At 61.5% G+C, this 21,849-nt stretch carries 20 protein-coding genes; 14 read left to right on the forward strand and 6 right to left on the reverse strand.

All coding sequences use genetic code 11. The features are described 5' to 3' along the window. Positions 1-130 precede the first annotated feature (130 nt). The 4 genes from MM194_RS13365 to MM194_RS13380 all read left to right on the forward strand — a co-directional run bounded on the left by MM194_RS13365 (position 131) and on the right by MM194_RS13380 (position 4,547). Positions 131-538, forward strand: a complete 408-nt coding sequence (locus MM194_RS13365; RefSeq protein WP_033130905.1) for a winged helix-turn-helix domain-containing protein — start codon at positions 131-133, stop codon at positions 536-538. Beyond that, a complete protein-coding gene (locus MM194_RS13370; protein WP_033130906.1) occupies positions 531-1,226 on the forward strand; it encodes an EAL domain-containing protein in 696 nt (231 codons plus the stop codon). The genes MM194_RS13365 and MM194_RS13370 overlap by 8 nt, the downstream gene beginning before the upstream one ends. 753 nt (positions 1,227-1,979) lie before the next feature. After that, positions 1,980-2,684 carry an EAL domain-containing protein gene (locus MM194_RS13375; protein WP_033130907.1) on the forward strand — a complete coding sequence of 235 codons (705 nt, stop codon included), beginning with the start codon at positions 1,980-1,982 and terminating at the stop codon, positions 2,682-2,684. A 303-nt stretch (positions 2,685-2,987) separates the two neighbouring features. Continuing rightward, positions 2,988-4,547, forward strand: coding sequence for a sensor domain-containing diguanylate cyclase (locus MM194_RS13380; protein WP_161785829.1), 1,560 nt, complete (start codon positions 2,988-2,990; stop codon positions 4,545-4,547). Between the two features lie 220 nt (positions 4,548-4,767). Here the strand turns inward: MM194_RS13380 and MM194_RS13385 are convergent, their stop codons facing one another. Both MM194_RS13385 and MM194_RS13390 read right to left on the reverse strand, forming a co-directional pair. Further along, positions 4,768-5,229: a hypothetical protein gene (locus MM194_RS13385; RefSeq protein ID WP_241343803.1), complete on the reverse strand. Its 462-nt coding sequence runs from the start codon at positions 5,227-5,229 to the stop codon at positions 4,768-4,770. A 19-nt stretch (positions 5,230-5,248) separates the two neighbouring features. Then, positions 5,249-7,126 (reverse strand): S8 family serine peptidase, encoded by a 1,878-nt coding sequence (locus MM194_RS13390; RefSeq protein ID WP_241343804.1) that lies wholly within the window; start codon positions 7,124-7,126, stop codon positions 5,249-5,251. A gap of 328 nt (positions 7,127-7,454) precedes the next feature. On the opposite strand from MM194_RS13390, the gene modF reads away from it, so the two are divergent. Then, positions 7,455-8,918 (forward strand): molybdate ABC transporter ATP-binding protein ModF, encoded by a 1,464-nt coding sequence (modF, locus tag MM194_RS13395; RefSeq protein WP_241343805.1) that lies wholly within the window; start codon positions 7,455-7,457, stop codon positions 8,916-8,918. A 22-nt stretch (positions 8,919-8,940) separates the two neighbouring features. On the opposite strand, the gene MM194_RS13400 is transcribed toward modF, so the two are convergent. Continuing rightward, positions 8,941-9,141, reverse strand: coding sequence for a hypothetical protein (locus MM194_RS13400; protein ID WP_241343806.1), 201 nt, complete (start codon positions 9,139-9,141; stop codon positions 8,941-8,943). 5 nt (positions 9,142-9,146) lie between these two features. Then, positions 9,147-9,686: an isochorismatase family protein gene (locus MM194_RS13405; RefSeq protein ID WP_241343807.1), complete on the reverse strand. Its 540-nt coding sequence runs from the start codon at positions 9,684-9,686 to the stop codon at positions 9,147-9,149. A gap of 243 nt (positions 9,687-9,929) precedes the next feature. Between MM194_RS13405 and MM194_RS13410 the strand changes: the two genes are divergently transcribed. Further along, a complete protein-coding gene (locus tag MM194_RS13410) occupies positions 9,930-10,127 on the forward strand; it encodes a hypothetical protein (RefSeq protein WP_241343808.1) in 198 nt (65 codons plus the stop codon). 484 nt (positions 10,128-10,611) lie between these two features. Continuing rightward, positions 10,612-11,433 carry a MetQ/NlpA family ABC transporter substrate-binding protein gene (locus tag MM194_RS13415; RefSeq protein WP_241343809.1) on the forward strand — a complete coding sequence of 274 codons (822 nt, stop codon included), beginning with the start codon at positions 10,612-10,614 and terminating at the stop codon, positions 11,431-11,433. A gap of 176 nt (positions 11,434-11,609) precedes the next feature. Here the strand turns inward: MM194_RS13415 and MM194_RS13420 are convergent, their stop codons facing one another. Further along, on the reverse strand, positions 11,610-12,332 hold the full coding sequence (locus tag MM194_RS13420; RefSeq protein ID WP_241343810.1) for a phosphatase PAP2 family protein: 723 nt from the start codon (positions 12,330-12,332) through the stop codon (positions 11,610-11,612). Between the two features lie 318 nt (positions 12,333-12,650). Here MM194_RS13420 and MM194_RS13425 point away from each other — a divergent pair, with 318 nt between their 5' ends. The 7 genes from MM194_RS13425 to dedD all read left to right on the forward strand — a co-directional run bounded on the left by MM194_RS13425 (position 12,651) and on the right by dedD (position 21,377). After that, positions 12,651-13,772 carry a 4-phosphoerythronate dehydrogenase gene (locus MM194_RS13425; protein WP_241343811.1) on the forward strand — a complete coding sequence of 374 codons (1,122 nt, stop codon included), beginning with the start codon at positions 12,651-12,653 and terminating at the stop codon, positions 13,770-13,772. A gap of 138 nt (positions 13,773-13,910) precedes the next feature. Then, a complete protein-coding gene (locus MM194_RS13430) occupies positions 13,911-14,927 on the forward strand; it encodes an aspartate-semialdehyde dehydrogenase (protein ID WP_241343812.1) in 1,017 nt (338 codons plus the stop codon). Positions 14,928-15,223: 296 nt separating this feature from the next. Then, positions 15,224-17,332 carry a FimV/HubP family polar landmark protein gene (locus MM194_RS13435; protein ID WP_241343813.1) on the forward strand — a complete coding sequence of 703 codons (2,109 nt, stop codon included), beginning with the start codon at positions 15,224-15,226 and terminating at the stop codon, positions 17,330-17,332. Positions 17,333-17,490: 158 nt separating this feature from the next. Then, positions 17,491-18,300, forward strand: coding sequence for a tRNA pseudouridine(38-40) synthase TruA (gene truA, locus MM194_RS13440; protein ID WP_033130917.1), 810 nt, complete (start codon positions 17,491-17,493; stop codon positions 18,298-18,300). 118 nt (positions 18,301-18,418) lie between these two features. Continuing rightward, complete coding sequence (accD, locus tag MM194_RS13445) at positions 18,419-19,282, forward strand: acetyl-CoA carboxylase, carboxyltransferase subunit beta (RefSeq protein ID WP_033130918.1); 864 nt, start codon at positions 18,419-18,421, stop codon at positions 19,280-19,282. A 1-nt stretch (position 19,283) separates the two neighbouring features. Then, the gene (gene folC, locus MM194_RS13450; RefSeq protein ID WP_241343814.1) at positions 19,284-20,552 is read left to right on the forward strand and encodes a bifunctional tetrahydrofolate synthase/dihydrofolate synthase; all 1,269 of its coding nucleotides are present in this window, start codon (positions 19,284-19,286) and stop codon (positions 20,550-20,552) included. A gap of 54 nt (positions 20,553-20,606) precedes the next feature. Next, positions 20,607-21,377 (forward strand): cell division protein DedD, encoded by a 771-nt coding sequence (dedD, locus tag MM194_RS13455; protein ID WP_033130920.1) that lies wholly within the window; start codon positions 20,607-20,609, stop codon positions 21,375-21,377. Between the two features lie 111 nt (positions 21,378-21,488). On the opposite strand, the gene MM194_RS13460 is transcribed toward dedD, so the two are convergent. Then, complete coding sequence (locus tag MM194_RS13460) at positions 21,489-21,845, reverse strand: TusE/DsrC/DsvC family sulfur relay protein (RefSeq protein WP_033130921.1); 357 nt, start codon at positions 21,843-21,845, stop codon at positions 21,489-21,491. Positions 21,846-21,849: the final 4 nt, after the last annotated feature.

Here is a 21,849-nt window from a genome sequence, read left to right on the forward strand (position 1 = left end):
ATTATCATCAATTCACGCACCACTTCTGTGAGAATACCGTTGTTCAGCCTGAATACGACGATTGGGTGAGTCATTGCGGAGCACAGAGAGGATGCAAGATCGTCGGTTACGGTGAACACGGAGGCTGGTTATGCATGAATTTGAAATGATAAAAGAGCGCAAAGAACGCGCGGCGGCAACTTATCTGGTAAACAAGGACAAAAGCATCGTCGTTGATTTAATGAATGGGACTTTTACCTTTCTGTATTTTGCCGGTACGCAGCAGAGTCAAATAATAAGAATGGGTTCGAGAGAAGCCAGCGTTCTCCGATATCTGGTCAGCAACAGTGGATATCTGGTATCCAAGGATGAAATATTGAACAGTGTCTGGCATGGCAGGATAGTGTGTGAAAATACGGTGTCGGTGGCATTGTCCAATATCAGAAAGCTCTTGCGCAGGGTGGATCAGGATTGCCGCTGTCTGGTGACGGTCGCCAGAGCCGGCTACATATTTTACCCCTACCGCTCTGGATTCACTGTCGAGGATAGCCATGACTGACCATATGGAGAGGGCACAGTTAGGAGCCATCAGGCACGCCCTGGAGCCCATCGTCGAGCTCGACGCCGGCCATATTCTGTCATTTGAAGTCTGCTCATTCTCCGAGAGCAGGGCTCTGCTCGATCAGTCGTACTTTGGCGATGTCGAGCAGTACCCCATGGTCTCGCTGCTGACGAGACAGCTGGCGTTTTTTCAGAAGCTGAACAAGCACGATCCCCAGCTCTACCGTGCGGCCTTTGTCAACGTGCCCCCCAGCCTGTTTGAGCACTGGTTGTCATGGCAAGACTTCGTCCCCTTCATCCTCCAATTCCGGCTGAGCATCGGCTGCGACACGGCCAGCCTGGTCGATGGCATGTCAGCGCCGGCTCTGGAGCGTCTCCTGCAGCTCAAGGAGCTGGGAGTGACGCTCTGGCTGAATAATGCCGATGACGCCTTGTACAAGGTGCCTGCCGATATCTTGCACGCCTTCAGCGGCATCAAGATAAACAAGCGCTTCTTCTGGCAATGCTTCAACAGGAATGACGCGGCCTTTATGGAGCATGCTTTCACGGTCTGGGGCAACAAGAGCGTCATCGTCGAGGGCGTCGAGAACAGGCACCACCTCTCCTTTGTCAGGGCCCGGGGACTGGTGCAAGGGCAGGGATTTCATTGGCGAGCGAAACTGTCGCGGCATGCCCACTGGCACTGAAGCCATGCAGGGACCCGCCCATCGAAGATAACTCAGCGTCCTTATATCGACCTCGTTCGGGCCAGAGTATGCGAAGCCCGTCCGATGGCCCGGGTTTTATCACCTAGCGGCACAAGGCTGGCTGAGCTCGGGCTGATACAACCCAACAATGATGAATTGGCGCCGCAATGGCGCCGTTTTCCATGGAAATAACATTCGTCACCGCTGTCGATAGCACCTGAATATCAAATAAAGCAATAAGAGGGTTATGGGAACCTATCAGATGCCAGGCTTCTTATGGGCTATCTCCTCGTCATGAAATAAAGACTGACTTTGAAAGCGTTTTCTCGCGGTGATCCTTGGTTTCAATTAATGTAATGAACTCAGAGTTTAATGCCAAAAAATATTGAAAGTTCATTTTTTTCATCTTGCTCATTCTTTCCCCTTCTCTCAGTTGCGTGCTCATATGTCATTGTTATATAACAACCTTATTGTTAATTGGTGGCGGAGTGATGTCATGGCCATTCACCGATCGCCTTATTTGTGAGCATAAAATGATTCAGTCTGGATACAGCAATAGAATTGATAATAGCCCCGTATAAGGGAAGATACCGGTGAGCCAGACAGGGTCATGGCATGGGTTGGTAAAGCGGTGGCCATGTTTGGGGTGGATATCAGAGATGATGTGGTGACTCATTCGAGTTGCTTTTCGTCGTCATTGTCTGGTGACTGTCACCCTATTCTATCCACGCCACTCAGGAGGGATAATAGCGGATGACGATCACCATAAGCCATGGCGCCAAAGGTTCTCATTATGTCAGGCACACAATTGAACCCATTGCCAATTTCCGTGCCGGGGATATTATGGCAGTTGCAGTTATTTCATTTTCAGAACATAAGGCAGTTTTCTCCAAAGCCGATTTCAACAGCATGACCACCCCCTACGCCGCATGGCTATTCATACAGCAACTGGCGTTTTTCCAAGATCTGCATAAAAACGACAGTAGCCTCTATCACACGGCGTTTCTCAGTGTCGATATGGAGTTGATGGAATGTTTTATATCTTGGGAAGACTTCATTTCGTTTATATCGGATTTCGGGCTGAGCATGGCCTTTGAGATGACGGATATAGCCGGCGGCATCTCTGATACGGCGTTGAGTAATATGGCGAGGCTCAGACAGTCAGGGGTCAAGTTATGGATAAACAATGCCGACGAATCATTGTTGTCTATGGACCATGTATCATCAGCATTGTTCGATGGCATCAGAGTCAATAAACAGTTCTTCTGGCGCAGCTTCACCCGGTGTGATGGCAGCGCTATGACCAGGCTCACGGCTGCGTGGGGACATGACAATGTGATCATCGAAGGGATCGAAAACAAGCATCATCTCTCCTTCGTCAAGTTGCATGGTTATGTTCAGGGGCAGGGTTTTTATTGGCGGGCCAAATTATCACGCAATCTCATCTCGAGTCAGTGATATCTGAATAACCTCCTTGGTCCAAAGGAATGAGGTGAGTACCTATTAGGTGTGTTCGGTCGTGGTTAATATGGATATGTAGAAAATAAAACGCCAACGCCCCTTATCTTATAAACAGGAAGCAACGGCGATGAATCACCATACATTGATGCTGATATCAATATCGGTGTGATGTCGTTGTGCATCAATGAATTTCCCTGACCTGAGTGAGCCATGTCGCCAATATGGACAAGGCGGACAGATGCCTGCTTTTTAGCGAGCGGGTCGGGGACCATACCATGGGATGTATCGAGGGTTTCCTGCATGTCTCACACTGTCCGTCCAACGACCAAATATGCTTTTAGTACCAAATACTTCTGGTTACTGGCCATGCCCATGCTGCTGGGGATCGGGGGTGTGTTTGCACTCTCCATCTTTAACCATCGCGCCGGGGTGGAGCAGAAGTTGATCATTCTCAACCACGCCATTGCGATCGCCGAAGAGGAGAGCCTCGAGCAGGTAGAGCAGGTGCTGGCCACCGAGGTCAATGCCGACCAGCTGCGCCCCCTGACCTTCTCCGAAGAGACCAAAGCCTTCAGTCGCAACCTATGGAATGGCAAGGTGACACTCGGCAATCAGCTGAACCTGATCTTCTACGCCGATTCGAGCGGACAGAGCTTTTCCAACAACGAGGAGCAGGATCTGGCCTGGGACGCCACCAAGCTTGACGCGACCAGCCGTGCCTGGTTCAAGGGGGCGCTCAGAACGTCCGACTTCAGCTGGACCGGGGCCTATCAGGATGCGCTGACCGGGGCCTATACCCTGACCGTCTCCCATCGGCTAAGACCCTTTGGGGGGGTGAAGGATCGCGTCATCAGCCTCGATATCAACCTGCCCGCCTGGTCGCAGCGGCTCAGCACCATGCTCTACCGGGACAACGGCTTGAATCACCTGCTGTTTGACCGAAGCACGGGTCAGATCCTGGTCCATTCACAGGCCGAGTTCAATGGTCAGGTCATCGCCTATCCCTGGATAGCGCGGCTGGAGGGAGCATCCGGCACCTTCTTCTCGGATGAGGTCGGTCAGTATGTGGCTTATCAGGCTCTGCCGGGGCGCTCGAACATACTGGCCATCACGACGCAGCCGAGGCGAGACGCGGTGGCCGTGGTGGGGGGTGGTGCCGTCATGGTGCTGCTGCTGTTATCGAGCGCTCTGTTCACCGTGATGGCTATCCTCTTTCGCTTGCGCCTGTCGGCGCTGATCGGGGGGCTTATCCAGATGGTGCGCCTGCTGCGTTTGAGTTCGACGCAGGAGAGAGCAACGATGATTTTGCCCGATTTTCCGGAGATAGCGGAGCTGCACGAGGAGCTGAATCTGGTCTCTGATCGCTTGCAGGCGTCACACGATGCGGCCAACCGGGATGCGCTGACCGGCCTTTACAATCGACGCTTCCTGGATGAACGGCTCAGGCAACTGCACAGCGAGGGGAGGTCGTTCGTGCTGGCGTTGGTCGATCTCGACAATTTCAAGAGCATCAATGACGGCTATGGCCATGGCGTCGGTGATGTGGTGTTGCGCCGTTGTGCTTCGCTGGGGCAGGAGCGGCTTGCCAATGCGGCGTCCCTGTGCCGCTATGGTGGCGAGGAGCTGGTCGCCCTGTTCGAACATTGCACCCTGGCCGAGGCCGAGTGGCTGATGACACAGTGGCGCCAAGGGGTGGGTGAGATGAAATGGCGGGATGATGCGATGAAGGTAACCTTCAGCGGCGGCATCGGTGCGGCCGAGGGGCGCACTCCGGAAGAGCTGATGGAGCAGATCGATCAGGCTTTGTACCGCGCCAAGCAAGATGGCAAGGATCGCATTTATCGCGCCACAGGTCTTTGATGGGACAACCCTGCCCCCTTCTCTACGGTGGTGCTGGTGGGAGTTGACCGCGCCCGTTTGCCGGCCGGGCGCGAGGCGTGGCAGAGGGTGCCCAGATGCGGGCCATCTTCCATCGCCAGGATCCTGGCTTCTTCTCTCACCACATCCATCGGCGGCTGGCCGACCATGAAAAAGGGGCCAGCGGCCCCTTTGAGATGATCCCGCGGGATCGGATGCTAGCTCACTTGGGCTGCTGCTGGGCGCCCCCCAGCTCGATCTGCACCTCTATACCCTCCTGTTTCAGCTGGCTGGCGATGGCGTTCAGATCGGTGCCGGGCTTGGCCTCCAACAGGGCGATGCCGCCGCTGCTCTGCTTGAAGCGCAGACCGTGACGGCTCGCCAGCGCCTTCGCCTCGGCGTCCTCGGCCGCCACCAGCAGGGTGCCGCTGACAATCAGCTCAGGGCTGGCGACCCCCTGCAACAAGACGTCACCGCTGCGCAGGCTGGGTTGGGTTGCCTGGCCGTCCAGGCTGCGGGCGACGCGCTTCTTGCTGCCGTTATCCGGCGTGAGATAGGTCTGACCGTTCACCTCTATGGTGCGGTACTGCTTGCCATCGACAACCACCGACTCGTCGGCCGCGGCCTGAATAGAGACCGAGGCCAGCAGGCTTGCCAGGGCAAGGCTGAGTAAGCTGTGTTTCATGTTGTGACTCCTGTGCAAGTTAGAGAGGGGCTGCGTCATGGCCGATCACCTTGAGGGACCAGTTGAGCAGTTGACCCGGCTGACTGTTGTTGCGCTCGGTCAGGGTGCTGCGCACATTGGTGCCGCGATTGAACAAGGAGACCTGACGGGTGCCGCTGGCGACGTCGGTCACCGCCAGTTGCCACTCTCCCTCGGCGGATTCACCGTAGAACTTGTGGGAGAGCATGCGCATGTCGCGCAGCCCCTTGGTGCGCACGTATCCCAGCTGTTGCCGGTCGAGGGATTGCCCCACCAGGCTGTTGTTGGGGTTCAACAGCACGCTGCGAGTGCCGGAGGGGGAGACCAGCTCGATCAGCAAGTCAGGCAGACGCTGGTGATCCAGGGTGACCAGCACCTGCACCGCTTCCACGGTCAGCGGCTGACTGACCCGGGTGCTGGAGGTGGTCGGGCTGCTGCCCAGATCCGGGATGGCGCCCGCGGCGCGATCCTGCACCGTCACCTTCTGCCACGGCAGTTGGACCAGCGGCGGCAAGGGGTTGTGGGTGGCGGCGCTCGCCAGGGTCTTGTTCACATCGATGAGGCCAAAGCCATAGGTCGGGTTGAACCAGACCCCGGCGGCGTTGCGCTCCCAGCCTTCCAGCCCGGTCACCTGGCGTTGCTGGCCGTTGGCCGCCCTGTAGCTCAGCTGTACCGCCGCCTGATTGGCGTCGATCCGGGTGGCGTTGCGCGCCAGCAGATCCCGCAGATCCCGCACCGACAGATCCGGATAGGCCGACATCAGCAGCGCCATGGCGCCGGCGGTGTTCGGGGTGGCCGAGGAGGTGCCGTTCATGGTGCCGTTGTAGTCACAGCTGGCATCCAGCGCCGGGTTGCCGTGCAGCCGGTTGGTGCTGGGATCGTCTACCCGGTTGTAGCCCATGTCGCAGCCGGGCAAGTCGGTGGTCACCATGGCCGGGGAGGCGGTGCCGTACTCGCCGCCCGGGGCTGTCAGAAACACGTTGCTGCCGACGCTCGAGTAGGAGGAGCGCACGCCATCCGCGTTGCTGGCACTGACCACCAGGTTCCAGAAGTTGCTGTTGGAGGGATCGATGTTGCTGTTTTCAAACGGCAATCTGAGCTCGCCGCCGGTGCGGTTGAGCACATAGTTGCCGGCGGCGATGCGGCTGAAGCCGTTGCCCGCCGCCTTGATATAGGCCGCCCCTTGATCCTGTTGGGTCATCTGCTCGAACAGGCGATCGAGTTGCACCTGATCCAGCCCGTTGGCCCCTTGCGGGTCGACCAGGCTCATGCCGTAGCTCTGGTTGAAGACGCGGTTGTCACGGCTGGCCTGGCTGCTGCCGAGGGCATAGAGCCAGTCTTGCTGCAACTGCTGGCTATTGTCGTCGAGCAGGTTGAAGCCCTGCAACTGGGCGCGAGGCGCCACCCCCCGGGTGCCGATGGCGTTGTCGGCCGCGGCTATGATGCCGGAGACCGAAGTGCCGTGAGCACTGTCCGGATCGGTCGGGGTCGGATCATTGCTGCCGGTCACCACGTTCTTGGAGCCGGGGCGAATGTTGTCCGCCAGATCCGGGTGGGCGATGGCCAGACCATCGTCTACCACGGCCACGTTGATGCCCTGGCCGAGCACCGAGGTGCGGTGGGCCCACCAGAGGTTGAGGTCATTGCCCGCCACGCCGCCACGGGCGCTGAAGGAATCCTGACCGCTGTTGAGCAGGTGCCACTGCTGATCCTGTAGAGGATTGATGCCGGGCAGGCAGCGCTCTGCGCTGGCGCGGCCGGTATCCAGATTGGCTTCTCTGCCGGTGAGGGGGGCACAACTCTCTGTCGCCTGAACCGAGGTGACAGGCAGGGCCGAGAGCAGGGCCGTGATTGCCAACGCTAGTGATGTTTTTCTCATTGATAAACTCCATCTTAAGGGCGCACCGTCCGAGGTGCGCTGGCATCTATACATGAGAAATTACGATTCAAAAGGCTCTCTGTTCAATAGTTGTGAAGGGGTTCATATAAATCTCATTTAAGTCCATATGGGGGTATAAATGCGACCAAGATCATGTTTTATTGAGAGCTATTCGCATCCATCGCTAGTGATCTTTTTGTCTATAGATCGCCCTGTTTTTAACCCGTGCCAGGGCTATCTGTTCTGCGTCTTCCCCTGTGCCGTCCATGGCTGCTGTCCGCCACGATCCCTGTTAAGGTAGCGACAGACAGGTTAACAGGATGGACTCATGACCCTATTGCAGTGGCACTCGGCCAGGCTGGCCCTTCGCGGCGATCGCACCCTCTTCATTCCCGAACTGACCCTCTCCCCGGGGGAGTGCTGGGCCTTCGTCGGCAGCAACGGCAGCGGCAAGACGGCGCTGGCCGCGGCCCTGTGCGGCGAGCTCGCCCTGCACTCGGGGCAGGCCCGGGGGCAACTGGCGGCGGCGCGCCTGTCGTTCGAATCCCAGCAGCAACTCGGCGAGCGGGATTATCAGCGGCGCAACACCGACATGCTGGGGGAAGAGGAGGAGGCGGGCTATCAGGTATCCAGCCTGATGCTGGAGGAGGGGGAGGAGCCTGAGGCGCGGGCCCTGCTGGCCCGCTTTGGCATCGAAGGGCTCTGGGATAGACCCTACCGCTATCTCTCCAGTGGCGAGGGGCGCAAGCTGTTGCTGGCCCGCGCCCTGCTGGCAAGGCCGGAGCTGCTGGTGCTGGACGAGCCGTTCGATGGACTGGATCAGGGCTCGCGCCACGAGCTGATGGTGCTGCTGGCCCAGTTGGCCTCGGAGGGGCTGCGGCTGGTGGTGATCGTCAACCGCTTCGACGAGATCCCCCCCTTTGCCAGCCACCTCGGCCTGCTCGGGGAGCGCTGCCTGCTGCTGGCAGGAGAGCGCGCGGCCGTGCTGGGGAGCCGGGAAGTGGCCCAGCTGGCACGGGTCGAAGGAACCCTGGCGGAGCTGCCGCCGCCCCCGGCGGCCCCCACTCCCTTGCCTACGGGTCCCCGGGTGCAGATGCGCAAGCTGCGGGTTGCCTACGGGGAGCAGGTGGTCATCGACGGGCTCGACTGGACCATAGCGGAGGGGGAACATTGGCAACTGGTGGGCCCCAACGGCGCGGGCAAGTCGACCCTGCTCTCCCTCATCACCGGGGATCATCCGCAAGGCTACAGCAACGATCTGCATCTCTTCGGAGTGCGCCGGGGCAGCGGCGAGAGCATCTGGGAGATCAAGCGCCACATCGGGCTGGTCAGCCCGGCCCTGCATCTGGACTATCGCGTCAACTGCTCGGTGCAGACGGTGATCTTGTCGGGCTTCTACGACTCCATCGGCCTCTACAGCCGCCCCGGGGATCGCCAGCTGGCCCTCGCCAACCAGTGGCTGGCCCTGCTTGGGCTGGGGGAGCAGGGGGCCTTGCCGTTTCACAGCCTCTCCTTCGGCCAGCAGCGGCTGGTGCTCATCGCCCGCGCCCTGGTCAAGCATCCGCCGCTGCTGATCCTGGATGAGCCGCTGCAGGGGCTGGATCCCCTCAACCGCCATCTGGTACGGGAGATGGTGGTGCGCCTCATCGGCGAGGGCACCCAGCTGTTGTTCGTCTCCCATCACGCCGAGGATGCGCCCCCCGGCCTCAGCCACCGCCTGAGCTTCGTGCCGGATGGCGCCGGCGGTTATGACTATCTGCAAGAGCGATTGGGGGAGGGGGAGTCATTGTGATTGGCCCAGGCCTCGGTGCTATTTATTGGGACGGCGTTGGCCACCCCTCGGGAAGGAGTGGGGGATAGCCGAGTAGCAGCCACCAGAGCGCGTAAAAAAGCATGGAACCAAGCCAGAGCCAGCCCAGATAGAGACGAGTCGCCGCCATGCCGATCATGGTGACTACCAGTGCGACCTGGAAAGCGAACAGACCAAACATAAAGGGCGCCATGTTATCCATCATGGCGCTTATCTCACCAAGGAGAGGATCTGGCGAAACGCCGGATGGCGGCAATCTCCCATCAGCTCGTAGAGACACATCTCCACCGAGGTGAGGGCCGCGCCCCGTGCCGCCAGTTGGCCGATGGCGAGCGTCCGGTTGGCTGGATCGCGGGATGAGACCGCATCGGTCACCAGCGAGACGCTGGCCCCGCTATCGAGCAGTCCCAGCACGCTCTGGTAGACGCAGATATGGGCCTCGATGCCGCACACCAGCCAGTGCTTCACCCCGCTCTGGGCGAGGACCGCCGCCACTTGTGGCTCCCCCAGGGCGCCGAAGCTGAATTTGGGAAGCACAGGGCTGCTGGCTTGCAGCGGCTGCAGCTCGGGCACGGTGGCACCTAGCTTGTCCGGATTCTGCTCCAGCCAGATCACCGGCAAGCCCAGGGCTTGCGCCCCCTGCACCAGCCGCGCCGTGTTGGCGATCAGCTCCTCACTCCCCTCCACCAACCGGGCCAGCTTGCCCTGAATGTCGACGACCAGCAGGCCGGTCTGGTTGCTCTTCAGCATTACTGTCTCCTCGATAAATAGCGGATGAGAAAGGGCGCCATATTGAGACCCATTGCCTCGTACATCTCGAAACAACTTTTGCGCTGACGCCCCCGGCGGGCGGAGTTAGTATCCGCGCCATGAGACGGGTCACCAGTCGTGCTCGCCCGACGTGGCGAGCGGCATCGGCTGTCATCGGTCTCTGTAGTGGGAATGACCATGCCTTCGTAGTTGGACGATATTTTATTAACGATGGGTATCACCATGAAGAAAATAATCCTGTTTGTCTCCCTGATCGGCCTCCTGGCCGGTTGTTCCAGCCCGGCGCAACGCATGGCGGATTGCCAGGCGCAGGGAGTCAGCAAGGACACCTGCTATCTGGCGGAGCAGAATCGCCAGACCGCCATCCTGGGGGCCGCCGAGAAGCAGGCGATGGAGAACGCCAGCAAGGCGGTCAAGTAATCCGACGATAGCGATGTGATCGCTCGTGCATTCCCAAGGCCCTGCCGTCGATGACCGCGGGGCTTTTTTGTTGGGCCCAGATTGTTGAGATCAGCTTGTTGCACTCGGATTGCCGAGTGTGAACGAATTTCCCGCCTCACTTCCCCGCAAGTTGCAGACCATCCGTTCTCTCCCGGCGAGCCTGCTGGGTTGCCCGAACCTGGCGACACCCCAACACCACCATAGGTCAGCCGAGCCCCGCCAGTGGAGGGGCCATGCGATAACTGTGTGGTTTATCAAAGATTTTTTGCACTGGGGACATGGGGGGCTTAACTATCTTCCGGTTAAGCTTGCCCGATTTTGTTGCTTGGCGAAGTCGAAAGGCTCTGTTATTGTGGCTGCAATTAGCCATTTGGATGGCTAGATGGTTGTGGTGGTTCTGCTCGTTGTGGCAAAGACCGCAACCCGGCCACCGTTTCGATGATCAGTACGACAAGGAGTCCCCATGCAGCGCCGTTCCTTCTTCAAGCTCTCCGCCCTTGCTCTGCTCGCCAGCAGCGTCTCTTTCACCGCCCTTGCCGCCGATCCCGCCAAGCAGGAGATCGTGATCGGCACCACGGTGGGGGATTTTGCCGACATGGTGACCGATTCCATCAAGCCGCAGCTGGAGGCCAAGGGTTACAAGGTGAAATTGGTGGAGTTCACCGACTACGTGACCCCCAACATCGCCCTGGCGGACGGTTCGCTCGATGTGAACTGCTTCCAGCACAAGCCTTATCTGGAGAGCTTCGCCAAAGACAGGGGCCTGTCCCTGGCCCCCATCACCCAGGTGCCGACCGGTCCCATGGGGCTCTATGCGGGCAAGCTGGGTGAGCTGAAGGCGCTCAAAGAGGGGAGCACCGTCGCCATCCCGAACGACCCTACCAACCAGGCGCGGGCCCTGCTGATGCTGCAAGATCTCGGCTGGCTCACCCTGAAAGAGGGGATCAACCCCCTCAAGGCGAGCGAGTTCGATGTGGTGAGCAATCCCCACGACATCAAGCTGGTGCTGCTGGAGGCGGCGCAACTGCCCCGCTCCCGTGAAGACGTGGACTTCTCCGTCATCAACGGCAACTTCGCCGCCTCGAGCGGCATCCCGTTCAGTGAGGGGCTCTTCCTCGAGCGCAGCTACGACTTCATCAACTGGGTGGTGGTGAAGAGCGATGACGCGGCCAAGCCGTTCGCCAAGGATGTGGCGGCCGCCTATAACTCCCCTGAGTTCAAGGCCTACGCCGCCAAGCGTTTCCAGGGTTACAAGTACCCCCAGGGCTGGCAGAGCAAGGGCTGATAGCCCGCACGACGGATAGAATAACGGGCACCCCAGGGTGCCCGTTATCATTGATGCGTGCGTATCTTGCTGACGGGTCAGTAACGGTGCAGCCACCGGCGGGCGGCCAGAAGCAGATGGGTCAGGCTGCCTGTTAAACAGAGTGTGCCTTGTGTCCTTACCGCATAGGTACTGGGTCAGTAACGGTGCAGCCACCAACGGGCGGCCAGCAGGGCGGTCAGGCTGCCGAGCAGGGCGCTCGTCAGCACATCCAGCGGCCAGTGCATGCCGATCAGGGTGCGTGACAGGGCGATGCCGACGGCCCAGAGCGGCAGCAACCAGACCCCGCGCGGGGCGCGGGCCAGCCAGATCAGGCCGAAGAACTGGGCGAGGCTCATGGCGGCGATGCTATGGCCGGAGGGGAAGGCGTAGTTCACCTCCCCCTGCCAGTGGTTGCCGAGCCACTGGGGCAGCGCCAGCAACTGGCTCGCCGCGTGGACCTGCTCGCTGCGCAGCTCGGCGCTGGCGGCGTAGAACTGGCGGATGGCGGGGATGAGGTTCTGACCCTCCAGCCAGAGCAGATAGGGGCGGGGTTCCTCGGTCAGCTGCTTGATGAGGCTCTTGATCACCCAATCCCCCGCCAGCACGGCAAACAGCGCCGCCCCCAGGGCCAGCAGGGCGGATCTCTCCAGCGTCAGCTTGTGTCGGGTCAGCAGCAGCAGGGCGGCGAGGGTGACGGCGAGGCCGGGCAGGTCCACCATGCGGGTGAGGGCATAGGGCCACCACAGCCAGCCCGATTGCAGAGCATGGCTCATGAAGGGCTGCCAGGGCAGGCAGGCCAGCAGCATCAGCGGCAGGATCAGGGCGGCGCTGAAAGCCAGCACCTGACGGCGCGGCAGCGAAGAGGGTGGCGTTGTCATGACGAGGCTCTTAACGGGGCGGCCCGGCGGCCGCTAAAAAAGAGGCGCCATTGTGCCAGCCAGGATCCCCGGGTCAAGTCGCGGGGCAGGGACAACAACATGCGGTTACAAATCCCCGTTCGCGGCGGATCCCGCCACTGCGGTGCACGCGGGCCGCCTCTCTGAGGTAAAGCACCATGGACCGGGTGGCAGCGGGGTGCACCGAGCACGGGCCATGGCCCTGGCGAGTCGAGAATAAGCATCTGAAACTCGAGGCGCTTTGCGCTAGAATGGCGCCCCTGTGGCCGGTTGTGACCCTCAAGCTCATAAGAGAAACTGATGAAAATCGTCGTTGATGAAAATATGCCCCATGCCCGGGAGCTGTTTGCCGAGTTCGGCGAGGTGGTCTCTCTGCCCGGACGGCAGATCTCGGCGGCGGATCTGCAGGACGCCGATGTGCTGCTGGTGCGCTCGGTGACCCGGGTCGATGCCGCGCTCCTCGCGAGCAGCCCACGGCTCGGTTTCGTCGGCACCGCCACCATAGGCACGGATCACATCGACAAGTCGCTGTTGGCAACGCGGGGCATCCCCTTCTTCAGCGCCCCCGGTTGCAACAAAGTTTCGGTCGGTGACTATGTGCTGTCCGCCCTGCTGGTGCTGGCGGAGCGCCATGAGCTGGCGCTGTGCGAGATGAGCCTCGCCGTCATCGGTGCGGGCAACACCGGCGAGTGCGTGGCGGGCAAGGCCGAGGCGCTCGGCATGCGAGTGCTGCGCTGCGATCCTCCCCGTGCCAGGGCTGAAGGGGCCGCGGGCTTTGTGGATTACCAGACGGCGCTCGAGGCCGATTTCGTCAGCTTCCACGTGCCGCTGACCCGCACCGGTTTGGACGCGACCTTCCATTTATTGGGGGAGAGCGAGATTGCGGCAAGGCCAGCGGGGCAGTTCCTCATCAATGCCTCCCGGGGCGAGGTGTGGGACAACCAGGCCCTGCTCGCCCGCCAGCAGAGCGATGTACCGTTGCGACTGGTGATGGACGTCTGGGAAGGAGAACCAGAGCCCCTGCGTGCCCTGGTGCCCCATACCGAGATAGCGACCCCGCACATCGCGGGTTACAGCCTGGAAGGCAAGGCGCGCGGCACCTGGATGCTGTATCAGGCGCTCTGCCAGCAGCTTGGGCGCACGCCGCGCCAGGATCTGCAAGCCCTGCTGCCTGCCCCCGAGGTGCGTGAGCTGACGCCGGGTCAGGCCAGCGATCAGGCGCTCATCAAGCAGCTCGTCCACCTTATTTATGACGTGCGCCGGGACGACGCCCGTTTTCGCAACCGGATTGAGCAGCCCGGCAGCTTCGATGAGCAGCGCAAACATTACCCGGAGCGACGGGAGCTATCCTCCTTGCAGGTGTGTGGCCCCTTCGCCGGCGAGACGCTGGCCCGGCTCGGTTTCATGGTCCGGCCAGGCTAGCCCGGATCCCATATCGGCCAGGGCGATGTCGCCCGGCCCGAGTCGGCCCAGGTCGACTCCCCAGCCCTCATATCAGGCAGGTCTGCCTGCCAGCGGTGGCGCCAGCCGTCACCGTCATCATCACAGGAGAGAACATCAGTGAGTCAGCAATTCAACGTAGCGGTATTGGGCGCGAGCGGCGCCGTGGGTCAGGCCATGATCGAGATCCTGGAGGAGCGTGCCTTCCCGGTCGCCACCCTCTATCCGCTGGCCTCCAGCCGCAGCGCCGGTGATACGGTGCGCTTTGGTGGCAAGAACCGCGAGATCCTGGACGTGGAGGAGTTTGACTGGAGCCAGGTGCAGATCGCGCTCTTCTCCGCCGGGGCCGAGATCTCTGCCAAGTGGGCACCGATCGCCGCCGAGCAGGGCTGCATCGTCATCGACAACACCTCCTGCTTCCGTTACGACGAAGACATCCCCTTGGTGATCCCGGAAGTGAACCCGGACGCGCTGGCGGATTTCCGCAACCGCAACATCATCGCCAACCCGAACTGCTCCACCATCCAGATGCTGGTGGCGCTCAAGCCCCTGCACGACGAGGTGGGCATCGCCCGCATCAACGTGGCGACCTATCAGTCCGTCTCGGGCTCCGGCAAGGAAGGGGTGAGCGAGCTGGCTGGCCAGACCGCACACCTGCTCAATGGCCGTCCGGTGGAGCCGACCCTCTACTCGCAGCAGATCGCCTTCAACCTGATCCCGCAGATCGACGCCTTCACCGACAACGGTTACACCCGTGAGGAGATGAAGATGGTGTGGGAAACCCAGAAGATCCTGGGGGATGCCAACATCGCCGTGAACCCGACCTGCGTGCGGGTGCCGGTGTTCTACGGTCACGCCGAGGCGGTGCACGTCGAGCTGCATCAGCCGCTGGATGCGGATCAGGTCAAGGAGCTGCTGCGCAACGCCCCGGGCGTCACCCTGTTCGATGACGACGCCGACTACCCGACCCCGGTGCGCGACGCCACCGGCAAGGACGAGGTGCTGGTCGGCCGGGTGCGCCAGGATATTTCTCACCCGAGCGGTATCAATATGTGGATCGTGGCCGATAACGTTCGTAAGGGCGCGGCAACCAACAGCGTGCAGATCGCCGAGCTGCTGGTGCGTGACTACCTCTAAGCCAGGGGGTTGCCCGGTGGCGGGGAAGGAGCCCCGCCTCGGATCCGCGTTTCCAGGTGTGACCAGACACGCAGTCTCCGGTGTTGGGAATGTTGCGTGAGATCAGTCGATTAAGTTTTTTTCTACACTCTGTCCGGTACGCAGGCCCGCATTGGGCGTGCGCCGGGCACGAGTTGAACGCTAAATATGTCGGATCGCTGGCTTGAGACTGGCGCCTGATTTATATTGAGCCGATTGTTTTGGGGTAACTATCCAGATTTTTCAATGTGATAGGGCCATCATACGAAGGAACGAACATGGGACATTCCCGCATAACGCTGGCAACGCTACTCGCATTGGGTCTTCTGGGCACGGTTCAGGCCGACGAGGCGGGGCGCGAGCCTTTCTTTGTCGAGCTCAAGGGGCCGGATGGCTCACCGCCACCCGCTGTGCAACCACAGCCTCAGGCCCTGCCCGTGGCTCCCGTCGCCTTGCCCAAGGCGCAGCCCATAGTGCGTCAGGTCGCCCCCGCCCAGGCGGGCAGTTATGGCCCCGTCCGTCCTGCCGACACCCTCTGGAGCCTGGCGAGCAAGCACAGACCCTCCAACAGGGTCAGCGTCTACCAGACCATGGTGGCGATCTACGACAAGAATCCCCGCAGCTTTGCCGATGGCAACATCAATCACATCCTGGTGGGCTCCCGCATTCTGCTGCCAAGCGCCGCCGAGGCCAGCCGCATCACCGATGCCCAGGCTCGCCAGCGCTTCAACAGCGACAACGCCAGCTGGAAGGGGCTGAGCCCCAAATACCTGGCCAACAAACATGCCCAGCCCGCCAAGCCGGTCGAGACTCAGGTCGCCGCCGCGCCCACCAAGGCCTCCGCCGCCACGGCGCCCAAGGCTGCGCCTATCCCCGTGGCCACGGCCAAGGTCGGCACGCCGCCCGCGGCGAGCGAAGTGAAGGCAGAGGTCAAGGTTGCCGAGCCAGCCCCGAGCGCGGCGGTGGCCACCAGCGCGGCCGTGGCCAGCGTGCCAGCCCCTCTGCCTGCGGATGTCGCGGCCCCGGTCGGCAAGCCCTCCACCGAGATGGCGCTGGCGCTGGAAGATGCCAATGCCCAGCTCGGTCAGGTCACCGAGATGAACCACAGGCTCAAGCTGCGGTTGCAATCCCTGACCGAAGAGGTGGAGACCCTCAAGGCCCAGCTGCTGGATCAGACTGCACTCGAGAAAGAGGTGGCCGAGCTCAAGGCCAAGCCGGTACCGCCGGTGGTGGCCCCGGTACACAAGCAGAACTGGCTGATGGAGCTGCTTGCCTCACCGCTCAACCTCGCCATGATCATCCTGTTGCCCGTGCTGCTGGTGCTGGCGCTGGTGACACTCTGGTTGCGGGCCCGCGCTCGCCGTGAGCTGGAAGAGCAGGAGAAGAGCCTGTCCGAATCCACCGCCATGGTGATGGGGGAGGAGAGCAGCGAGTTCGATCAGCTGATGACGGTCGGCATCGCCGACGATGAACCCATGCACCCTAGGCCGGATCTCAATGTGCCGGATGACCCCGCGGCATTCACAGAATCCCACGATGTCATCTTCAGCGACGATGGGGATCTGGCGCTCTCCGCCTTCGACATCGAGCCGGCGGTGGCCACGGCCAACCGGGATCCGGATCTGGTGCCCGAGCTCGACCTGGCCCACGAGGGCGCCTTCGATACCCCCAAGCCCAGGCATGATCCGGCCGATGACCTGATGAGCGAGGAGGAGCTGCAAGCCGCCCTGTTTGCCGAGCTGGATGCGGAGTTGGATACGGATCTGGCCCAGGATCAGCTGTCGACGGCCACCGCTCACCGCCGTGACGAGGAGCTCGCCAATTTCGATCTGAGCGATTTTGGCTCAGCCTTCGACGAGCCCGCCGACAAGGCGCCGACGGCGAAGAGTGAAGCGGCTGATTACGGCAAGAGCGATGTGGACGACATGCTGGCCGAGCTCGGACTCGAACCGACGCAGGCCAAGGGCGCTGCCCAACCGTCGGCCTGGGATCCCAACGAGCTGGCCCTCGCCGATTTCGAGGATGCCTTCACCGAGGTGGACTCTCATCCGGGCGAGGTGAAGCCCCGCGAGCAGGTTCAGGCGAACGACTACGTGGAGATCGACAAGCTGTTGGCCGAGGCCAACGCCAGCAATTCGGAGCAGGAGCCTTATCAGGGCTTCTCCCTGGACGTGGGGCTGGATGGTTTTCCCGAGGTGTTGCCCCAGTCCACAGGTTTCGATGTGGATGCGGACGATGGCGGGGTGGGAGCCAAGCTGGATCTGGCCCGCGCCTACCTCGAGATCGACGACAAGGAGAGCGCCCGCGAGCTGCTGCAAGAGGCCGCGGCCCAGGGCAGCGAGCACCAGCGCACCGAAGCCGAGAGGCTGCTCAAACGCCTGGGTTAAGGCGCTTGTGACGATGAAAAGGGCAGCCCGTGGGCTGCCCTCTTTGTTATGGGGCCTGTGCCGGGTCGCCAGGATCTGGCAGGTTTGGGACTTTTTGACTCAAGCGCGTATAATCCGCCCCGTTTCTTTCACCGTTTCCCATAAGACAAGTGTCATCCATGCGAATTGCCCTAGGTATTGAATATGACGGCAGCCGGTATTTCGGCTGGCAGCGTCAGCGAGAAGTGATCAGCGTACAGGCCGAGCTGGAGACTGCCCTCAGCCGCATCGCCAACCACCCTGTGTCCATCCAGTGCGCCGGTCGCACCGATGCCGGGGTACACGCCACCGGCCAGGTGATCCATTTCGATACCCACGCCAACCGCGCCGAGGGGGCCTGGACCCTGGGGCTCAACTCCAACCTGCCGCCGGACATCGCCGTGCGCTGGGTGAAGGAGGTGGACGAGAGCTTCCACGCCCGCTTCAGCGCCACCGCCCGTCGCTACCGCTACGTCATCTACAACCACAACTATCGCCCGGCCATCCTCGGCAGTGGCGTCAGCCACTACCACGAGACCATAGACGCGACGCTGATGCACCAGGCGGGCCAGAGTCTGCTCGGGGAGCACGACTTCAGCACCTTCAGGGCCATCGCCTGCCAGTCCAACACCCCCTGGCGCAACGTGACCCACCTGTGCGTCAGCCGCTCCGGCCCCTACATCGTGCTCGACATCAAGGCCAACGCCTTCTTGCACCACATGGTGCGCAACATCACCGGCTCCCTGTTGCTGGTGGGGCAGGGCCTCAAACCGGTGGAGTGGATTGCCGAGGTGCTGGCGGCAAAGGATCGCAATCTGGCCGGGCCGACCGCCAAGGCGGGGGGCCTCTATCTGGTGGACGTGGATTACCCGGCGGAGTTCGCCCTGCCGCAGTTGCCACTCGGCCCGCTCTGGCTGCCGGACTCGGCACCGGGTACGACCAGTTTTTAGTAACTGGCCCCGAAAATTTGTGGTTTAATGATCCGTCATTTATTGCCATCGCGCCGTAAGTCATTGAACTACCAAGGCCCGATGCGTTTTGTCAGGCACAAAAGCATTAAGGAATTCCATGAGCTGGCTTGAGAAGATCCTTCCCAAGAGCAAGATCACTACACCGCGTCGTCACAACATTCCGGAAGGGGTGTGGACCAAGTGTACCGCTTGCGAACAGGTGCTCTACCGGGCAGAACTGGAGCGCAATCTCGAAGTGTGCCCCAAGTGTGATCATCATATGCGGATCCGCGCCCGCGCCCGCCTCGAGAGCTTCCTCGACGAGCAAGGCCGCAGCGAAGTCGCGGCCGAGCTGGAGCCGCAGGACATCTTGAAATTCAAGGATTCCAAGCGCTACAAGGATCGTTTGTCTGCCGCTCAGAAAGAGACGGGAGAAAAAGATGCGCTGGTGGTGATGAAGGGGACCCTCAAGGGGGTGCCGGTCGTCGCCTGTTCATTCGAGTTCTCCTTCATCGGTGGCTCCATGTCCTCCGTGGTTGGTGCCCGCTTCGTGCGCGCCGTCGAGGAGTGCATCAAGGAAGGTCGCGGCCTGGTCTGCTTCTCCACCTCCGGTGGGGCGCGGATGCAAGAAGCTCTGTTCTCCCTGATGCAGATGGCCAAGACCAGTGCGGCGCTGGACCGGCTCACCAAGGCGGGTCTGCCCTTCATCTCTGTACTGACCGACCCCACCATGGGTGGCGTCTCCGCGAGCCTGGCCATGCTGGGTGACATCAACGTGGGCGAGCCCAAGGCGCTGATCGGCTTCGCCGGCCCGCGGGTCATTGAGCAGACGGTGCGCGAGAAGCTGCCGGAAGGCTTCCAGCGTTCCGAATTCCTGCTGGAGAAAGGCGCCATCGATCTCATCATCGACCGCCGCGAGATGCGCAACCGCCTGGCCAGCCTGTTGGCCAAGCTGATGAACACCCAAGTCATCGAAGAGTAAGATGAGTTCACAGATGCAATCTTCCCAAAGCCGGTCGCTGGTCGACTGGCTTTCTTATTTGGAGCAGATCCACCCGGTCAACATCGACATGGGGCTGGACAGGGTCGGCGCCGTCGCCCGCCGCATGGGCCTCACCGAGCTGCCCTTCAAGGTGATCACGGTGGCGGGCACCAATGGCAAGGGCTCCTCCTGCGCCATGGCGGCCAGCATACTGATGGCCGCCGGGTACAAGGTGGGGGTCTACTCCTCGCCGCACCTGCTGCGCTTCACCGAGCGGGTGCGGATCGATGGTGAGGAGCTCTCAGAGCAAGATCACTGCGACGCCTTCGCCGCGGTGGAAGCGGCCCGCGCCGAGATAGCGCTCACCTTCTTCGAGTTTGCGACCCTGGCGGGCTTGTGGCTGTTCGGGCGCGCCGCGCCGGACGTGCTGCTGCTGGAAGTGGGGTTGGGCGGTCGGCTCGATGCCACCAACGTGGTGGAGTCCGATGTCGCCATGATCACCTCCATCGCGCTGGATCACTGTGACTGGCTCGGGGATACCCGCGAGGCGGTGGCGGTGGAGAAGGCCGGTGTCTATCGTGCGGGTAAACCCGCCATCAGCGGCGAGCCAAACCCACCTGAGACCATCGCGAGCGAAGCCCTGCGTCTGGGGGCTTGCTTGCGTCAGGTCGGGGTGGACTTTTTTGCCGATGAGCACGACGAGGGCTGGGATTACCACGGCCTGCACCACTGGCAGGGCTTGCCCAAGCCCGCGCTGCCGCTGATGAACGCGGTGACCGTGCTGGCGGCGCTGGAGTCCCTGGGACTGCCGCTGCCGGAGACGGCCATCCGGCAGGGGCTGGCGGAGGCTCGGCTGGCCGGGCGGATGCAGCGGCTGCAAAGCGCGCCTCTGGTGATCGTCGATGTGGCCCACAATCCCCACTCGGCGGCCTATCTGGCGAGCCAGTTGCGCCTGATCCCTTGCAAGGGGAAACGGCGTGCCGTGGTCGGCATGCTCAAAGACAAGGACATGGCGGGTTCCCTTGCCGAGCTGGGCGATCTTATCCACGACTGGCATCTCGCGAGCCTGCAGGGTCCGCGCGCCGCCACGTCAGCCCAGCTGGCTGCCGCACTCCTGGTTGCAACGCCGGGCGAGCAGGGGCCGGCCGTGCTGTTTGAGTCGGTGACTGAGGCTTATCGGGCTGCGCTGGCCGTTTCGAGTCCTGATGATATGGTCATTGTCTTCGGCTCGTTTTACACTGTCGCCGACGTGCTGGCGGTGAATGCCTGAGTTTGGTGTCCGCAAAATAGCAGTAGGTTCTAAGTAACATGGGTGGAAATTAACTTGGCTTCGAAGTTTCAAAACAGATTGGTGGGGACCGTTATTCTGGTCGCCCTGGTTGTCATTTTTCTGCCGGATCTGATGGACGGCAACAAGCTGGAGCAAAAGGACGAGGCCTTTGCCAACATCCCGTTGCGTCCCGAGCTTGAGCCGGCCAAGCCCGCGTTGCAGGTCTCGGCCGCCAGCACCCTGCCGGCGGACCACGTCGCCAGCCAGCAACAGGCGGCGGCGGCCGAGCAGTGGCAGGTCGAGGAGATCGGCGGTGCCGTGACCCTGGCCGCCAATCAGCCGTCAGCCGCCCAGGCACAGCAGCCCGTGACCCAGCCGGTTGCCCAGCCTCAGCCCAAGCCCGAGGTGGTTGCCAAGAAACCGGTGGAGCAGCCCAAGCCAAAACCGGTTCCCCCCAAACCGGTCGAGGTGAAGAAACCGGTGGAAACCAAGCCGCAGGTGGGTCAGATCAAGTCCATGGACGATCTCATCGCGAGCAAGATGACGACCCCGGCTACTCCGGCACCTGCCGCGGCGGCCCCTGCTCAGGGCAGCTGGATCTTGCAGCTCGGCGCCTTCAAGAACGCAGACAGTGTCAATGCCCTGGTGAGCAAACTGCGGGCGGCGGGCTACTCGGCTCAGACCTCACCCCGAACACCGGTGCAAGGCCAGATAACCCGGGTCTTCGTCGGGCCGGATGTGTCCAAGGCCAAGCTGCAGGGCATGCAGAGCAAAATAAGCCAGATGACCGGGCTTGGTGGCTCTGTGGTGGCATACAACCCCTGATGCGGGTTTGACGAACGCCGAACAAAAAAATACCGCGCCTCATTTCACAGATGGGCGCGGTATTTTTTTGGTACCCGTTCAGGGTCTCTCGGCGAGAGACCGGGCTGGTTTTTAGATGCATTTCACCGGTTTGGGCAGGCCGGCTATCTTGGTGGCCTGCTTGGCGGGTCCTTCCGGGAACAGTTTGTAGAGATAGCGGCTGTTGCCCTTCTCGGGGCCGTACTGCTTCTCCATTGCCTTGACCAGGGCGCGGATGGCGGGGGAGGTGTTGAACTCCAGATAAAACGCCCGCACGAAGCGCACCACTTCCCAGTGCGGCTCCTCCAGCACTATGCCTTCCCGCTCGGCCAGCACCAGTGCCAGCGCCTCGCTCCAGTCTTCGATGTGACGCAGATAACCCTTGGCATCGGTCTCGATGGTGTGGCCATTGAATGCCAGCTGATGATGTTCAGACTGCGGCTCAGACATAGGG

This window comes from Aeromonas sp. MR16, assembly GCF_022549315.1.
Classification (GTDB): Bacteria; Pseudomonadota; Gammaproteobacteria; order Enterobacterales; family Aeromonadaceae; genus Aeromonas; species Aeromonas aquatica.

Coding starts and splice junctions, on each gene's coding strand:
- modF (WP_241343805.1), top strand. CDS start 7,455: ATGACCCTATTGCAGTGGCACTCGGCCAGGCTGGCCCTTCGCGGCGAT.
- MM194_RS13380 (WP_161785829.1), top strand. CDS start 2,988: ATGTCTCACACTGTCCGTCCAACGACCAAATATGCTTTTAGTACCAAA.
- MM194_RS13420 (WP_241343810.1), bottom strand. CDS start 12,332: ATGACAACGCCACCCTCTTCGCTGCCGCGCCGTCAGGTGCTGGCTTTC.
- MM194_RS13435 (WP_241343813.1), top strand. CDS start 15,224: ATGGGACATTCCCGCATAACGCTGGCAACGCTACTCGCATTGGGTCTT.
- MM194_RS13400 (WP_241343806.1), bottom strand. CDS start 9,141: ATGATGGATAACATGGCGCCCTTTATGTTTGGTCTGTTCGCTTTCCAG.
- MM194_RS13405 (WP_241343807.1), bottom strand. CDS start 9,686: ATGCTGAAGAGCAACCAGACCGGCCTGCTGGTCGTCGACATTCAGGGC.
- MM194_RS13390 (WP_241343804.1), bottom strand. CDS start 7,126: ATGAGAAAAACATCACTAGCGTTGGCAATCACGGCCCTGCTCTCGGCC.
- truA (WP_033130917.1), top strand. CDS start 17,491: ATGCGAATTGCCCTAGGTATTGAATATGACGGCAGCCGGTATTTCGGC.
- MM194_RS13460 (WP_033130921.1), bottom strand. CDS start 21,845: ATGTCTGAGCCGCAGTCTGAACATCATCAGCTGGCATTCAATGGCCAC.
- MM194_RS13415 (WP_241343809.1), top strand. CDS start 10,612: ATGCAGCGCCGTTCCTTCTTCAAGCTCTCCGCCCTTGCTCTGCTCGCC.
- MM194_RS13375 (WP_033130907.1), top strand. CDS start 1,980: ATGACGATCACCATAAGCCATGGCGCCAAAGGTTCTCATTATGTCAGG.
- accD (WP_033130918.1), top strand. CDS start 18,419: ATGAGCTGGCTTGAGAAGATCCTTCCCAAGAGCAAGATCACTACACCG.
- MM194_RS13385 (WP_241343803.1), bottom strand. CDS start 5,229: ATGAAACACAGCTTACTCAGCCTTGCCCTGGCAAGCCTGCTGGCCTCG.
- MM194_RS13425 (WP_241343811.1), top strand. CDS start 12,651: ATGAAAATCGTCGTTGATGAAAATATGCCCCATGCCCGGGAGCTGTTT.
- MM194_RS13410 (WP_241343808.1), top strand. CDS start 9,930: ATGAAGAAAATAATCCTGTTTGTCTCCCTGATCGGCCTCCTGGCCGGT.
- MM194_RS13365 (WP_033130905.1), top strand. CDS start 131: ATGCATGAATTTGAAATGATAAAAGAGCGCAAAGAACGCGCGGCGGCA.
- MM194_RS13370 (WP_033130906.1), top strand. CDS start 531: ATGACTGACCATATGGAGAGGGCACAGTTAGGAGCCATCAGGCACGCC.
- folC (WP_241343814.1), top strand. CDS start 19,284: ATGAGTTCACAGATGCAATCTTCCCAAAGCCGGTCGCTGGTCGACTGG.